15 protein-coding genes are annotated in these 15,727 nt (G+C 54.7%); 1 reads left to right on the forward strand and 14 read right to left on the reverse strand.

Translation table 11 applies throughout. The features are described from left to right. Positions 1 to 32: 32 nt before the first annotated feature. From mnhG to NMUL_RS08360, 10 genes are all read right to left on the reverse strand, one after another. Positions 33 to 383: a monovalent cation/H(+) antiporter subunit G gene (gene mnhG / locus NMUL_RS08315; RefSeq protein WP_011380914.1), complete on the reverse strand. Its 351-nt coding sequence runs from the start codon at positions 381 to 383 to the stop codon at positions 33 to 35. Then, entirely contained in the window at positions 380 to 661 is a 282-nt protein-coding gene (locus NMUL_RS08320; RefSeq protein ID WP_011380915.1) for a K+/H+ antiporter subunit F, read from the reverse strand. The genes mnhG and NMUL_RS08320 overlap by 4 nt, the downstream gene beginning before the upstream one ends. Beyond that, positions 658 to 1,146: a Na+/H+ antiporter subunit E gene (locus tag NMUL_RS08325; protein WP_011380916.1), complete on the reverse strand. Its 489-nt coding sequence runs from the start codon at positions 1,144 to 1,146 to the stop codon at positions 658 to 660. Before NMUL_RS08325 ends, NMUL_RS08320 begins: the two co-directional genes overlap by 4 nt. Continuing rightward, entirely contained in the window at positions 1,143 to 2,807 is a 1,665-nt protein-coding gene (locus tag NMUL_RS08330; protein ID WP_011380917.1) for a monovalent cation/H+ antiporter subunit D, read from the reverse strand. The genes NMUL_RS08325 and NMUL_RS08330 overlap by 4 nt, the downstream gene beginning before the upstream one ends. Then, positions 2,804 to 3,145, reverse strand: a complete 342-nt coding sequence (locus NMUL_RS08335) for a Na+/H+ antiporter subunit C (protein ID WP_011380918.1) — start codon at positions 3,143 to 3,145, stop codon at positions 2,804 to 2,806. The genes NMUL_RS08330 and NMUL_RS08335 overlap by 4 nt, the downstream gene beginning before the upstream one ends. Further along, positions 3,145 to 6,219 (reverse strand): monovalent cation/H+ antiporter subunit A, encoded by a 3,075-nt coding sequence (locus tag NMUL_RS08340; protein WP_011380919.1) that lies wholly within the window; start codon positions 6,217 to 6,219, stop codon positions 3,145 to 3,147. The genes NMUL_RS08335 and NMUL_RS08340 overlap by 1 nt, the downstream gene beginning before the upstream one ends. Before the next feature lie 389 nt (positions 6,220 to 6,608). Beyond that, entirely contained in the window at positions 6,609 to 7,124 is a 516-nt protein-coding gene (locus NMUL_RS08345; RefSeq protein ID WP_011380920.1) for an NlpC/P60 family protein, read from the reverse strand. A gap of 211 nt (positions 7,125 to 7,335) precedes the next feature. Further along, positions 7,336 to 7,713, reverse strand: coding sequence for a VOC family protein (locus tag NMUL_RS08350; RefSeq protein ID WP_011380921.1), 378 nt, complete (start codon positions 7,711 to 7,713; stop codon positions 7,336 to 7,338). A gap of 97 nt (positions 7,714 to 7,810) precedes the next feature. Then, a complete protein-coding gene (astB, locus tag NMUL_RS08355; protein WP_011380922.1) occupies positions 7,811 to 9,154 on the reverse strand; it encodes an N-succinylarginine dihydrolase in 1,344 nt (447 codons plus the stop codon). 47 nt (positions 9,155 to 9,201) lie between these two features. After that, complete coding sequence (locus NMUL_RS08360; RefSeq protein ID WP_041352485.1) at positions 9,202 to 9,510, reverse strand: hypothetical protein; 309 nt, start codon at positions 9,508 to 9,510, stop codon at positions 9,202 to 9,204. Positions 9,511 to 9,790: 280 nt separating this feature from the next. Between NMUL_RS08360 and NMUL_RS08365 the strand changes: the two genes are divergently transcribed. After that, positions 9,791 to 10,552 carry a GNAT family N-acetyltransferase gene (locus tag NMUL_RS08365; protein ID WP_011380924.1) on the forward strand — a complete coding sequence of 254 codons (762 nt, stop codon included), beginning with the start codon at positions 9,791 to 9,793 and terminating at the stop codon, positions 10,550 to 10,552. Between the two features lie 266 nt (positions 10,553 to 10,818). On the opposite strand, the gene NMUL_RS08370 is transcribed toward NMUL_RS08365, so the two are convergent. The 4 genes from NMUL_RS08370 to NMUL_RS08390 form a co-directional block, all read right to left on the reverse strand. After that, positions 10,819 to 11,469 (reverse strand): hypothetical protein, encoded by a 651-nt coding sequence (locus NMUL_RS08370; RefSeq protein WP_041352486.1) that lies wholly within the window; start codon positions 11,467 to 11,469, stop codon positions 10,819 to 10,821. Between the two features lie 86 nt (positions 11,470 to 11,555). Further along, positions 11,556 to 13,331, reverse strand: a complete 1,776-nt coding sequence (locus tag NMUL_RS08375; RefSeq protein ID WP_011380926.1) for an ABC1 kinase family protein — start codon at positions 13,329 to 13,331, stop codon at positions 11,556 to 11,558. A gap of 45 nt (positions 13,332 to 13,376) precedes the next feature. Then, on the reverse strand, positions 13,377 to 14,057 hold the full coding sequence (locus NMUL_RS08380; protein ID WP_011380927.1) for an HNH endonuclease: 681 nt from the start codon (positions 14,055 to 14,057) through the stop codon (positions 13,377 to 13,379). Between the two features lie 893 nt (positions 14,058 to 14,950). After that, entirely contained in the window at positions 14,951 to 15,364 is a 414-nt protein-coding gene (locus NMUL_RS08390) for a nitrosocyanin (RefSeq protein WP_011380929.1), read from the reverse strand. Positions 15,365 to 15,727 lie beyond the last annotated feature (363 nt).

Below are 15,727 nucleotides of genomic sequence, written 5' to 3' on the forward strand. Positions count from 1 at the left end.
AACAGATGGACGGAAGGGGGAAAGGATCAGGTTCAGTTCGTATTCTGGCTGGATAGCGGTTTTTGTTCGGTATCCGCACGCTTGCGGTATATCCCGGAGCGCATGAGCAGGATCGTGGTGACAGGCGATGTCGATATCATGAACAGTGTGATCAACACCTCCTGAAACACGAACCGCTCCGCGTGTATCGAAGCAAGCAGGATCGATGCCAGCAGCACACACCCGAGGCCGAGTGTATTTCCCAACGTTATGCCGTGCATTCGCGCAAACAGGTTGGGCAACCGAAGCAGGCCGAGGGATCCGATCAGCGTCAACAGACTGCCTGAGATCAGCAGCAACGAGCCGAGCAGGTCGGCCCAGAAAGGAATCACGCCATTCGTCATGGCTCGATCACCTCGCCCCGCAAAAGGAATTTGGCCATTGCGGCTGACCCGACAAACCCGAATAGCGCAATCAGCAGGGCGATGTCGAAATAAAATCGGGATCCGAACTGAATTCCCAGGATGAGCACCATGATCATGCTGTTTACGTACAGGGTATCCAACGCCAGTACGCGGTCTTCCGCGGCAGGCCCGCGCAGAAGACGGATCGCCGCAAAAATCGTGGCAAGTGTGACAGCAATCAGGGCAAAGGATATCGCCCATGGCAGCATTGCATTCATTCGAATATCTCCATCAGTCGGCGCTCGTAACGCTGCTTGATGGTGCGGACCCAAGCCTCCTCATCCTGGAGGTCCAGGACGTGAATCGTGAGTTCGCCTCCATCGGGCGAAAGCCCGGCCCAGACGGTACCGGGCGTGGCAGTGATTATACAGGCGAGGGCAGCAAGCCCATACGGATCACGCAGGTCCAGCGGAATTTTCATGAAAGCCGAATTAAAACGTCTCTCCGCCGGACCGAGAATGATCCCGGCCACGGCGATGTTGGAGCGGATAATATCGATCAGCACTACAAAAAACAGCCCCAATGCGGTGAGCAGATGGTGCGGGTGCGCGCGCAGTGGGCGTATTGCCGCAGTCGATGCGGTAATAGCCACCGTGAGCATCAGGCCCAGCAAAAGCTGGCCCGGCGCCAGGGAATCATTCAGCAGAAGCCACAAGGCAAACAGAATGACAGTAAATAGTGTCAGCGATGGCCAGCGTTTCATGGGCTGATTCCCTCCACTGGAATTGAAGGTACTGCCGGGGGCCCGGGTGGCCGGCTGCCCGACAGCACCGCATCGATATATACCTGCGGTGAAGACAGTGAATTACCCGCAAGATTCAAGTATTCCATTGCCGGACCCGTCTCTATCGAAAGTGCAACGCTGAGCAGCAGCAGCACCGCAACGGGAACCGCCTCCCCAAGATGCAGTCTTGGCGTCATGATCTCATCCGTGCTCCAGAACAAATGTATTCCCATCCGACAGAGAGCAATGATTGCAATCAGGCTCGAGCCCAGCATTCCTCCCCACAGTACCCATACCGTAACCGGTACTGGCGCCGGCGCAGTATCGGTTAGTGTGGCGGAGAGGATAAGGAACTTGGCGATAAAACCCGATAGTGGCGGCAAGCCTGCCACGAGCAACGCGCATGCCAGAAAACCCATGCCCAGAAATGCCATCGCTGCGGGAATGACGATACCTATCACTTCATCCGTAAAATCTGCATCAACCGGCTCCTGTCCGACAGGCTCCATCATCTCCAGCGGCAGGTCCTCGCCGGTTTGCCGTGTACGGTCGATCATCTCACAAAGCATGAAGAAAGCGCCTGTGGCCAGCACTGAGCTTGTCAAGTAATACAGCGCCGCCCCTTTCATGGCCGTACCGCCAAACCCGAGCGCTGCAAGCAACGTGCCGGCGGAGGCGATGACACAATAGGCAACCAGACGCTGTGGCTGGCTGGCGGTGAGTATACCCGCTGTTCCCAGCACGAGTGTAATGATACCCATGCCAAACAGCCAGCCCTCGTTGAATGGCGCCGGGACGCTCGCCCCGGAAGCGCCGGACAGCAGCGACCCCAGCCGCAGCAGCGCGTAAATCCCCACCTTGGTCATAATCGAAAAAACCGCTGCCACTGGAGGCGCAGCGGTACCGTAAGCAGACGGCAGCCAGAAGTTCAGAGGCCATGCCCCCGCCTTGAGCAGAAATGCGCTGCCCAGAATGGCGATACCGGTTTCGAAAAGTATACGCTCGTCCTGGGTGAGCAGTGAGGCGCGCGCCGCCACGTCCGCCATATTGAGCGTTCCGGTTACTCCGTAGATCAGCGAAACGCCAATCAGAAAGACAAACGAACCTGCAAGATTGATCGCGATATAGTGGAGACCAGCCTTGACGCGAGGTTCCCCCAGACCGTGCAGCAGGAGACCGTATGACGCGGCCAGCAGCACCTCCACAAATACAAACAGGTTAAAGAGATCGCCGGTCAGAAAAGCGCCGTTTACCCCCATGATCAGGAACTGGAACAGCGATTGGAAATGAGGCCCAGCCTTGCGCCAGCGCGCCAAAGCGTAGATCAGGGAAGTCAATGCCAGCACCGCGTTGAGCACCAGCATCAGAGCAGACAATCGATCCAGCACCAGCACGATACCGAAGGGTGCCTGCCAGCCACCGAGCAGATATACCGCGATACCATCCGGCCAGATACTTGGAACGGCATCGCTTGCGATATAGGCGAGCGCGAGGGCCACGAGTAAATTCAACAGGGTGGCAACAAGGGCGATAATGGTGCGCGGAGCACGCCGCGCTTCGGCGAACAGCAGCATGACTGCTCCCGCAACCAATGGGATCACTACCGGAAATATCGGAAGATGATTCACCCAGCCATTCATGCTTCCGGATCCCCATCGACGTGATCATTGCCCGTCAAACCCCGTGAAGCCAGCAACACGACCAGAAAGAGTGCAGTCATGGCAAAACCAATGACGATTGCGGTGAGCACAAGCGCCTGCGGCACGGGATCGTCATACAACGAAGGATCTGCCTTTGCCGCGGTTTCGATGATTGGCGCGCCTCCTATCATGAGCCGCCCCATTCCAAAGATGAACAGATTGACCGCGTACGACAGCAGAGAAAGTCCCATGATGACTTGGAAGGTGCGGGGGCGCAGCACCAGCCAGACACCTGAAGCGGTCAGGACACCAATAGCAAGCGCATAGATTCCTTCCATCAATCCTCCCTCTCCTTCGGAGGCGAAACATGGGGAAGCTTTTGCCTTCCGGCTTCCCCAGGCGCATAGTCAGTCGGAGCCGTTGAAGCGACGGGGACAGAGAGCGAGGCGGATGCATGAGGGCTTTCGCCTTCCTCTGCCGGCAAACCCGGCACCTCCACCGCCGCCTCTACCGTCGTCTCAACTTCTGCAATTTCATGCTTGCGGTGCGCGCGCCGTGACTGGTGGGCAAGCGCCACCAGGATCAACACCGCTGCGCCAATCACCAGAAAAAAGACACCCAGATCGAACAGCAACACCGTTGAAAGGTGCATCTCGCCGATTATTGGCAAAGTGCCATGCCATGCCAGCGCAGAAAGAAATGGACGGCCCACCAGCCACGCTGACATGCCCGCACCTGCGGCACCAAGTAACCCCGCTGCAAGCCAGTATTGGGGGAAAATACGGGTACGGGATTCGGCCCAAGCAGTGCCTCCCACGAGGTATTGCAAAATGACCGCTGTCGTGACGATCAACCCCGCCACGAAGCCGCCGCCCGGTTCGTTATGCCCGCGCAATAAAAAATAAATCGCCACCATGCCCGAAACCGGCAGCAGCAACTGCACGAACACCGCCGGCACCATCATTGGCCCAGCGGGCAGCAAAGCATGCGGATCTGACGGCAACGCCCCCATCTGTTCATCCTGTTCCTGCTGCTTTACCGGCACGGCCATAGCCTCAGCCGCAGGGCGGAACCTTCGCAGCAGCGCGAACACAGTCAATGCCACGATACCCAGCACGGTTATCTCACCCATCGTATCGAAACCGCGGAAATCAACCAGGATCACATTGATGACGTTCGATCCACCCGCCAGAGGCAATGAATTCTCGATAAAAAAAGGCGAAATGCCTTCCCCGGCGGACCGGGTCAGAATTGCGTAGCTCAATCCGGTGATACCGATACCCGCACAAATCGCGATCACCAGATCCCGCGAGCGGCGCCCCTCGGCGCGCATACGTACCGGCAGCGGCACCGTTTCATGGTCCAGCGACTTATCGCGCGGCGGCAGCCAGCGCAGACCCAGCAGAAGCAGGACAAGTGTGACGACCTCTACGATAAGCTGTGTCAGCGCCAGGTCAGGCGCGGAAAACCAGACGAAGGTCATGCAGGTTGCCAATCCCGCTACGCCTGACAAGGTCAATGCAGCAAGCCGGTGATACTTTGCCTGGGCGGCGGCCGCGATTGCACAGACCGCGCCGATCAGCCACAGCGCCGCAAAAGTCGGTTCAACCGGAAGGGGAGGCTTGTCGCCCTCGGGCAGGCCGCCCCTGGAAAGCGATATCAGCGCGCTGGCAAACACGGCAATGATAAGCAGCAGCATCTGGACCTGCAGATGCTCGGTGGATAACCATCGCAAAAGGCGCATTGCCAGCCTGTCAAGCTTTTCGAGCATGAATTCGAAAATACGCTTGCCGTCGAAACGTTCGATCAGCGGTACTACTGTCGTACCCTGCTGGTATTCTCCCAGTGCCCGGTACAGGAGGATTCCCCCTGCCATCGCAGCCAGGCTCATCATGAGAGGGAGACTGAAACCATGCCATACCGCGAGGCTGTGGAACGGCGTGTGTTCCCCAAGTACGGACCGCGAGGCCATGTTCAGGTACGACCCAACAGTCGTGGCGGGAAACATTCCAACTACCAGACAGGCGGTGACAAGCAGCGCGCTGGGAAACAGCATCCAGCGCGGTGGCTCGTGCGGCTTTTTCGGCAGATCGTCCGCCGGAGGCCCGAAAAACACTTGCAGAATAAAACGCAGCGAATAGGCCACGCTGAGTGTTCCCCAAACCACAGCCATTGCCGGCAGGCCAATCCGGGTGATCAGGTGTCCGCTGACAAACACGGTCTCGGCAAAAAACATCTCTTTCGAAAGAAAACCATTGAACAACGGCACACCCGCCATCGACGCAGCACCCACCGCGGCCAGCGTAGCGGTGATGGGCATGGCACGCCGCAACCCGCTCAACCGCGATAAATCGCGTGTGCCGGTTTCATGATCGACCATGCCTGCCGCCATGAAAAGCGATGCCTTGAATGTAGCGTGATTCATGATATGAAAAATTGCGGCTATCAACGCCAGGGGACTGTTCAACCCAAGCAGCAGCGTAATCAGACCCAGATGGCTGATGGTGGAATAAGCCAGCACACCTTTCATATCCCGCTGAAACACCGCCGCGTATGCGCCCAGCACGAGCGACAGAAGACCTGCCGTACCGATCATCCAGAACCATTCGTCGGTACCTGCAAGCACAGGCCAGAGCCGGACAAGCAGGAAAACACCTGCTTTGACCATCGTTGCCGAATGAAGGTAGACAGATACGGGTGTAGGCGCCGCCATGGCATGCGGCAACCAGAAATGAAATGGAAATTGTGCGCTTTTAGTCAACGCTCCCAATCCAATCAGGATCAGCATGGGCACATACCAGGAATGCGCACGGATCAGATCGCCAGAGGCAAGCACACGATCCAGATCGTAACTCCCCGCTACCCATCCGAGCATCAGGATTCCGGCAAGCAGGCAAAGACCGCCAGCCGCCGTGACGGTCAAAGCCATGCGGGCGCCGTGGCGGGCATCCGGCCGGTGATACCAGTATGCTATCAACATGAAAGACGTCAGACTGGTCAGTTCCCAGAACACCACCAGTTGAATCAGGTTACCGGACAGCACGACCCCCAGCATCGCGCCCATGAAAGCGAGAAAGAACGAGAAAAAACGGGGAACCGGGTCTTGCGCTGCCATGTAATAGCGCGCATACAGTACAACCAGGGCGCCCATCACTGTAACCAGCATTGCAAACAGCCAGGCAAAGCCATCGAGGCGAAACGTGAAGTCGAGACCCAACTGAGGAATCCAGTGCACCGATTCCCGTATCACCTCCCCTCCAGCTATTGGTTGATACAACCGGACAGTGAGAATGACGCATGCCACCGCAACGGTACCCGCGAGCCAGGCTGCGACGTTGCGCGCGTGGGATGGCAGAAACGCCGCGCAGAGGCTACCCGTGAAGGGCAGGATAACTATCCAGATCAACGACATGAACTATCGATATGAGTTACTGCGAACAAGCCCCACCCGTGCCGATCGAAATTTTCCGAAGAAAGATACAAGAGAAGAGCGCGACCAGTCAGGAACCTCTGGGCGCACACCCTGTAAGGACTGTTCCGGGAAGTTCTCAAGGTGAGATCGGATGGACCGGGCATAGGCAGCGTTTTCATGCCCAGGGGGAGAACTGTTAAGAAATTGCTCAAGTGCAGACAGAACTCAGGCACGCATCAGACTGCCGGCTTGAATAATACCATCAGACAGAATTTTTTGACGATTTGTTATTGGAGGCCAAGGCCTCCCCTCTCTCTATTCACAGTCCTGGATTTTCCAGGGCAATGATGAAGCGGTAATATAACAGCGGAAACAACAGGAAGAGTTTCTTACATATCCAGCCGCTTCGCTTTCCAGTAGGCGGATTTCCAGTAGCCCTCGTTCAATCCTGAAATGGTCACCCCATAGGTGCTTGAAGCATGGAGAAATCTGCCTTCTTCGATATAGACCCCTACATGCCGGCCCCTCCAGCCTGTCTTGAAAAAAACAAGATCTCCCGCTCTCAGTTCGCTTTTACCGACACTCTCTCCCAGTTGCGCCTGGAACTCGGTCGAGCGCGGCAATATCACACCCAGCTTGGTCTTGAATGTCACCTGAACGAAACCGGAGCAGTCGATGCCGTTCTTGCTCATGCCGCCAATCCGATATCGGGTATGTTTCCACTGGTTGTACTGCTCATACAGCATTTTCTTCACCAGTGACGTCTTCTCAAGATCTACCTTGGCTCCGGGTGCATGAGTAATTCCGGGTGCATGGGTAACTTTCTTGCCCTTTTCCGGTATGCTGCTGCATCCGACCAATCCAATGGTCAGAGGGACAATCATGAACCAGATGCTTTTTTTCATAGCACCCCCAATTTTCACGTTATTGTTTTCCCATGCGATATTCCGCAAGGCTAGTAAGTATTATGGGCAGCGGCACGAGAGCCGCTCTGATGCTCCTCCTTAAGGCATCGAATTCCAGGACATTGCTTGTCAGCTTATCAATATCGAAGACGGGGCGCTTCTTCCATTATCAAAGATAGCAAGGCGGAAAATATCGGACAACGCTTATGTTTCAAGAAATCTTGTAATCAACCGTCAGCATTTCCAGCAGATGCCCGGCGGGATCGCGGAAATAGACGCCGCGCCCGCCGTCGTTATGGTTGATACTCATGTTTTCGGGATCGAAAGGGCCGCTGCCATACTTGATGTTCTCCGTTTTCAACCTGTTGAAGATCTCGTCGAACTCCTGCTCCGTTACCTTGAATGCATAATGGTTCGAATCGAATTTTTCCCGGTTATCGAAATCCAGAGAAAGTGTGTCGTTCACTTTCACCACAATGAAATGAGAAAACGGGCCGACATACCGGAAACCGAATATTCTCGAATAGAACCGTGCGGATTCCTCCTTGTCGCGCGCCGGTACGATGGTGTGATTGAGGGTGATGGCCATGAATTCCTCCGAGGGGTGGTTGGCAGAGGTTGCTCGTTCAGATTCGGCAGCGCTTCCGGATTCCACTGCCGATTGCTGCCAAAAATGCAGACAAGGTTCAAGGCCTCTGGAAATCGTACAGCGAACCAAATCCCAGTATAGTCGTCAGTTCGTCCAATGCAGCACGGCTCTCCTGCAGGAGAGCCGGATCACCCAGATCAGTTGGTGAAAGGCACTCGCGGTAATGCTTTTCGATCCATGCCTTGAGGTCATTGTAGAGGCACTCATCAAGAATCACGCGGCTGTTTTCCTGCACAGCATCAAGTTCCGGTTCGGTTAGCACGACACGAAGTCGCAGGCAGGCAGGCCCTCCTCCGTTTTTCATGCTTTGACGCAAATCTACATACTCGACATGCGCAATGGGATTAGCGGCATCCTGCACAACGCGTTCGAGAAAGTTTCTGGCAGAATGAGAGTCCCGGCACTCCGAGGGCGCGAGGATCATCATCTCGTTACCGGGAAGAGTAAGAAGCTGGGCATTAAAGAGATAAGTCCTCACCGCCTCGGCAAGCGTGACATCTTCTTCCCCAGTCCTGATGAAGTGGATCGGCCAGTCGCATGCCTTTGTAATTCTAGCTTCGGTTTCCTCCCAATCCCGGTATGCCGCTTCGTGGTAAAACAGGACATCGCAGTTTGCCACCGCCAGCACGTCGTTATGAAACGCCCCTGCATCGATGGCCGCAGGGCCTTGCTGCACGAACAATTCCTTTCCACGCTTGATTTGGTGCAACCTTGCAACCGCTTCGCTGGCCTCCAGCGACTGGCGTGCAGGAAATCGCAGCGGCTTGGGAATATCGCGGCTGGCAGAGCGGCCAAAGACAAAAATCTCCACCCCGGGTTCACCGTGCCTTGGGCAGAGACGCATGTGGTTGGCAGCCCCCTCATCTCCAAAATAAAGATTGGACGGCAGGGGATCGTGGTGCACAAAATAGCGCTCATTACTGAACACCCGTTTCAAAACGGCACTGGTAACAGGCGCCTCGATGCTTCGATGAAATTGCGAGGGTAGATTGGCAGCCGTAAGATGCACCTTGCCATCCTCGGTATCGGCGCTCGGCGAAACAGTGGCGGCGTTGGCCACCCACATGCTGGATGCGGACGAGCAGGCGCGCAGAAGGCCGGGAGCAACCTTTGCCGCGCACCGGATGATGGTTGCATCCTCCCCGGTAAATCCCAGCTTTCGGAGCACCGAAACAGCTGGACGTTCCTGCGGCGGCAGAACGCCCTGCATGAGGCCGAGATCAGCAAGCCGTTTCATTTTTTCCAATCCCTGCAATGCCGCTTCGCGGGGATTGGAATTTGTCAGGGCACTCTCTGCAGAAGCGATATTTCCTACCGCCAGTCCACCATAATTGTGCGTGGGCCCTACCAATCCGTCAAAATTGGCTTCGTAAGCGTTCATTGCTTTGCAAATGGAGTATCGGAGTGCACTTTGTCGACGGAAGAATCTTAAGCCTGGGGCCGGGACCGCGCGGAATCTATTCCTTTTTTAACCGGAAGAAACGCGCTGGCGCAAGCCTGTTCGAGCCGCCGAGCCTTTTTTTCCAGCGCGCCCACCACCAGCTTCTGGACACGCCGGTGAGGAAGCGCCTCGCCCGCCGCCCAGCGCGAAACCGTGGACGGAGCAAATTCGAACTCGGCTGCAATGGCACGCTGCGAAACTCCCGCAATATCGCCATGCTGAACCAGCCAGGAAAATTCGACCGCATCCCCGTTCCATTCGGCGCAAAGGTGCCGATACTGCTCTATTGTAACCATTACTTTCCGTACCTCATTAGCAAATCTCCAAAACATCCAACCGTGCAGCACGCAATTATTTATATATTCTTTTCTCTTTTGTGTCAAAACATTATCTTGAGACATGCAATGGCCTGTTCAGAAATCACCTGAAGCCTACGGATTTGGCCACGGGATTGAATTCTGTGAAACAGATCCCATCTAACAGCCGCTATTCCAGGAGGTGTCTGCCAGAATCTGTCGTAGCTCCTCCTTTTTCCTTTTTGCCATCGGAATATGACAAGCGCCACAGGAGAGCGAGATGCCAGACACTACTCATGCAACCATCCGGTCAGCACGCCTTGGAGATGTCGAGCACATATTGGCGGAATATCGGCAAGCCGTTGCAGAACTGCCGCGGGAAGAATCCGCAAACCTGTTATGGCGGCCTTACGATGAATTCAAGGCCGCAGTCGAGAACGGTCTGTTTTTTGTCATAGAGAATGCCGTGGGTAGTTTCATGGCAGGGGCTGGTGTGTTCGACTTGCCAGGTTCGGTCGAAAAAGAACTGGGGATGTGTTACGTAAAAAAGGAATGGAGAGGCTATGGATTGCAGAACCTCCTTTTGCAAATCAGAATTTGCGCTGCGACACTGGGTCACGTTCCGGATAAAAGCGGAGAAGATGCCGCCACAAAAAGCTTTGCGGCGTTAATTACCGGAGTAAAGCCGGCCAATGAACATTCTGCTGCCAATACTGAACGGCTTGGCTTCGAACCTCTCCCGACACCTCCATCGGCGTTGTTCAATGCCTGCGCTTCCTGCCGTACGCCTCCTGCCCGGGACTCAGGACGGAAGTGCTGCTGCGATTTTTTCTATCTGTCCGACGCCAGACGCGCGGAAGCCATCGAAAAAAGCCTGCAGATGGAAAACTGGAGTCGGACGCGAAACGGACATGGGCTTATCGTGGCATTGAAAATTCGCCACCTGCTGGACATCGATTTTCGCAATGCGCTGCATGATATTGTACAAGAACTGCGCGCCCAGGAACCGCGGGTTCCAACGCCTGGAAAGCAAGTGAAATGAGTTGGCTTCTTGAAGAATCTCATCCGGGATGCGGCATTTGGCTGGAGCCTTTGAGTCTGTCGATATCACTCCGGTGTTCTATGCGCTTTCGCAGAGAAAGGCAGGACACGTGCACGAGCGGTTTTTCTCGCTGTCACGGTTGCCTCTTCCCGCCCTTGCATAGTCGCCTCGCCAGCAAAATACCGTTCGAGATCCGGGGCTCATGCACCGGGAGGCAAACGGATCGTAGATATCGTGAATATTTTCCCTTTCAGCAAGGCTCCTGCTTACTCTGATTTGTTCTCCCCCCGGGCACCGGCGGGCTTGCGGTTGAAAGAACCCATTTCCGGAACGGATGGAAGATCTGTGAAGGTATGCGACAACACGAAGAGAAGGGTGTAGTCATTGTAGTAGGCATCCGCCAGGAAAGCAGAGGTCGAGCCAAGAAAATTCCCTGCTGGCAAGCCAAAGACATTCAGGTGAAATTTCGCATATCCGGTCTGATACTGGGATTTGTAGAGCGCCAATTCCGGCAGCGAAAATGGAATGAACTGACTCTGGACCGGGGGCATTCCCATGAATGTCCCCGACAATTCCGTTCCCAGGGCTTCCACGACCACGTCGACCCGATGCGTGGCATCCTTGCCGTCTTTCTGTACCAGATAACCTTGCTGGCCCAGCCATCCGGTTAAAACCTGCTGCAGAAAAGCCTGGTCGGGTGTCATTCCTACGGTGGTGATCGCCACGCCTGCTCCGCGGGGAATAGGCAGAAATTCTCCTGGCTCATTGGGAAAGCTTCTTTTTACTGCTTCACTCAGGAGGAGTTGTTCGACCGCTGTTCTTGATGATTGAGTGTTGCGCTGCATAGTCGAGCACCCGGCCAGCAGTATGATGGCGGTTGCCAAAGCAAGGGTTTGCAAGAAATCGATTGTTCTCATTTTCTACCCCGGTTTCTGCTACTGAAAGGAAGAATGAAATAGAGAGCTATGAATACGAGCACACGCAAACAAGCGCAAGCCTGCGATCAATCGCCTCGCGGCTTCCTCTCGCGATCGGCCCTGTTGGCGCGGGAAATGGCCGAAAACAGCCATATTGCCCCAATCGTTGCACAGGCAAAGCCGAGCAGACTGAAGAAAGGGACGCCCCATAGAGTGGGCCCGGTGGAAACTGCCATCACGACTGAGGAACCCACGATGACAGCGGCAACCACGATACCCACGACCAACCGGTTGACTGCACCGTCCAGTTGATCACCAACGTGTTTGAGATGCGCCACCTCGATATGAATATCCACTTTGCCCCGACGGGCGGAACGCAACAATCGCGAGAGATCGCGAGGCAGATTGCTTAGCAGGCTTGCCAGCTCGATCGCTGTGCGCCATCCGCGCTTTGCCATGGCGGCTGGCGCGTAACGGATAGCCATTGCATCCCGTAACAGGGGCAGTGCTTCGCCTGCGATATCCAGTTCCGGATCGAGCTCTCTTCCTGTGCCTTCAAGCGTAATGAACGCCTTGAAAAAGAGCGCAAGATCGGGCGGCAGATGCAGCCGATGTCCGCGCAGGATGGCAACAAGATCTGCAAGCATGGAACCAAGCTTGAGCTGCTTTAGAGGAACGCCCAGATATTGATCGACAAACAGCTGGATTTCAGTCTTAAGCGCTTCTTCGTTGACATCCCCCTCCCCGGTCCAGTCGAGCAACACACCGGCTACCGCGGCGGAATCATACTGAACCAACCCGAGTAAAAGATGAATCAGCTCTCCGCGCCGTGCTTCCCCCAGCAGGCCGATCATGCCGAAATCGATGAAGGCAATTCGATTGCCCGGAAGATAAAACAGGTTGCCAGGGTGCGGGTCTGCGTGGAACAGGCCATCCACCAGTATCATTTTTATCACCGCCCCCACCCCACGGCGGGCGAGAACCTTGCGGTCAAGACCCGCCCGATCCACCGCCGCGACATCCCGACCTGAAATACCTTGAATATACTCCTGCACACATACGCGTTCACCGGTCCATTGCCAATAAACCTTGGGAATGACAATGAGTGGAAGTAACGAAGAAGATTCACCCTCGCCGGCAGGCTGTGCCAGGGGCAAAATGGGCGAGGCCTCGTCCGAGTAGCCGGCGAAGTTAGAGGCAACACGTTCTGCATGGCGGCATTCAGCACCAAAATCGAGTTCACGCCGGAGTGACTGTGTAAATTGCGCAACCACTTCCTGCCAATGAAAATGACGCAGTTCCGAGTTGCCGGTTTCGATAAGTTCGGCAAGTCTAGAGAGCCAGCGCAAATCCGCTTCAACCACCACCCGAATGCCGGGACGCCGCACCTTGACCACAACTTCGGTACCATCTTCCAGTCGTGCAAGATGGACCTGGGCAATAGACCCGGCGGCGAACGGTTCCGGCTCAAAGGCGGCAAATATTTCCTCGGGGGGAGCCCCCAGATCCTCAGTGAGCTGCTGATGGACTTCGGGATAAGGGGAGGCGGGTGTACTGTCCTGCAGCTTGCTGAATTCAGCGATCCATTCGGGATCGAAAAGGTCAACGCGTGTTGCCAGAATCTGGCCGAGCTTGACGAAGGTAGGGCCCATCTCCTCCATGGCGCGCCGCACACTCGCCTGAGGTTCAAGCTGTGCCAGTTCGGTGGCCTCGCTCCAGCGCAATGCGCGTCCCGCGCGCTCCAGCGCGTGGGCAAACCCGAGCCGGCGCACCACATCCCCGAAACCATGCCGTATGAGGATTGAAGCAATCTCGTGCAGGCGCCCGAGATCCCGCGCTGCGGTCATTGCCTGCCAGAGCATCAGCTCTTTCCCGGATTCATGATTTCGACCCGACCTTTACCTTATCTAATCCCGCTCCAGTCTCTGGACCGTGTCATACAGCCACGCTTCCACAGCCTGAGCATTGGCGCCATAATGTATCTCGCGATGACAATTGGGACACAGCGCCACTGCATTGGAGACAGCATCGGCTCCGCCATCAGCCAGGCCCTGAACGTAATGCAATTCGAGATAAGGTGATCCATCCGCTCCTTGAAATGGAGCGGGTTTTTCGCATGATTCGCAAGTTCCTGCTGCCTGTTGCAACACCCATGCCTTCACGTTGGGATCACGCTCTAATTGCGCAACAGATATGCGTCGGCGTTTAGGGCGGGGATTACCGCTGGGCTTGGGAAGGTCTTTCTGTTCCGCTGCCTCGCGCACAGCAATCTCAAAAGCGGCTACTGGAACCGCCTTTTGTCCACTGATCTGCTCCAGCAATTGTTCGATCCGCGCAGCAACAAGAGGCCCGATATCTCTTGCCGGCTTCAGTCCGCTCATCCATCCGCGTCCCATGAGCGAAAGGACATAGGAAATGTTCTGCATGAGAGATTCAAAAACCCGTTCGCTGCGGCCGAACATTTCCACCAGCTTTTTGTAATACTGCTTCTTTACAATAAGCTGGCCCGTACGCTCATTGCGCTGCATCTCAACGTAAGCTTCAATGGAAGCCTTCAGTTCTTCATCGCTCCAGGAAACGTCATCCATGCTTTTCTGCCAATTAACGAGCCACAGTCAGGATTATGACTCGGCGCTCACACCTGTGCAAATTCGACCTCTGCAATAAGTGCGTCACCGCACAGAAGCTAGAGCTTCTCCATTCCTAAAATTGTTGTGTTTTTCTGCCGTTGGTTGTGTTTTTGTAAGAAACCTGATCGCCAATAATAAACAATAGTGTCAGCAAGAGGGAGTTTTCGGTCATTTGCTTTTTTCTTCATTTTCAGGGGAGTTAACATGAAAACTTATTCTGTATTTAGCGCGGCTGCCAGATTCACAGCATTGGTTGCATTGACTCTGGGCCTGGCTGTGGGTATGGGAGGAAACGTTCAGGCACAGGACGGGATGCATGAGGGCCATAAATCCGATTCGAAATCCCATGGGGCGCACCAAAAAGAACTGCCCTGCGGCGGACCTAGCGTAATTAAATGTCCCCGAGGTATGTCCTGTGTGGATGATCCATCAGATAAGTGCGATCCCACCAAAGATGGTCTGAACTGTCCGGGCAAGTGCGTAGCGGGCAAGGGCGAAGAAACAAAAGTCAAGCAACCTTGCGGCGGCCCCAGCAGAATCAAATGCGCGGGTGGCATGGTTTGCATCGATGATCCATCGGATAACTGCGACCCCACCAGGGATGGACTAGACTGCAAAGGAATGTGTGTAGCCAAGTAATAAGAGGCTATTTGGGAAAACGTAATGGGCTGCAAGTAGTGCGGCCTTTCGTTTCCCTATACATCTTATCTGCGCCGCAAGAACATTCCCGAACAACATGCACAAATTAAAAACCCGCTCATCAGCGGGTTTTTAATTATAACTGTGCGCCAGAACGAGAACGCATCTTTCGCCGCCAATACTGCTCCAGCAGCGGCGTCAGATCAATCCAATTAATCGATGACGTTCAGAGAACCGGGAAGGTGGATGTTCTTGGGGTGAAGCTGGCACCAGATGGTGAATGCACCGACCTTGTCCGCCTTGAAGCTGACGGTCTTGGTTTCGCCCGCCTTGATTACTTCCTTGATTCCATAGGCATCGATGGAGAAACCTTCGCTGATGGGCGATTTGTTCTCAATGGTGACCTTTACGGTATTACCTTTCTTGACCGTCAGCGCTTCCGGTTCGTTGAGAACATTGAAAGCCCGGATGTTCTTGACCGTAACACCTTCGACATTGAGTTCAGGAATCGTGGTGTCATAGGCATTGATAACCACCGTGAATTTTTGTTCTGCTGCGTGCACCGCACCCGTCAACAGCATGCCAAAAGCCAGACCTGCAAACATTGCCTTGTTTATTTTCATCATTAGTTTCCTTTCGAAGTTTAGTTGGTTTTAATTAAATGGCATTTCTGGAACCAATACTTTGTATGGGATGACGCCGAATGTCAAGAGTCACTTTCTCATCAACTTCCGGCTTGAGAACCAATTTCCCCGCTCATTTCGGCATCATCACGTTTATCAGAAATCTTCCCCATCATTCTTTTACAATACCAGGCAAATAGAACTGAATATTATCATATTTAAATCAACAAGTTGAATTTATTATTTCTAGGCTTGCAGATTCCTGGCCACGATCCTGGGAAGAAACCGGCGTGCCCGAAAGAGCCCGGGCAGGTCGATCCGAATTTACCTAAGGAGCCCCTGGACTGTTGTATTTATCACACAATC

It is taken from the genome of Nitrosospira multiformis ATCC 25196 (assembly GCF_000196355.1).
In the GTDB taxonomy this organism is placed as follows: Bacteria; Pseudomonadota; Gammaproteobacteria; order Burkholderiales; family Nitrosomonadaceae; genus Nitrosospira; species Nitrosospira multiformis.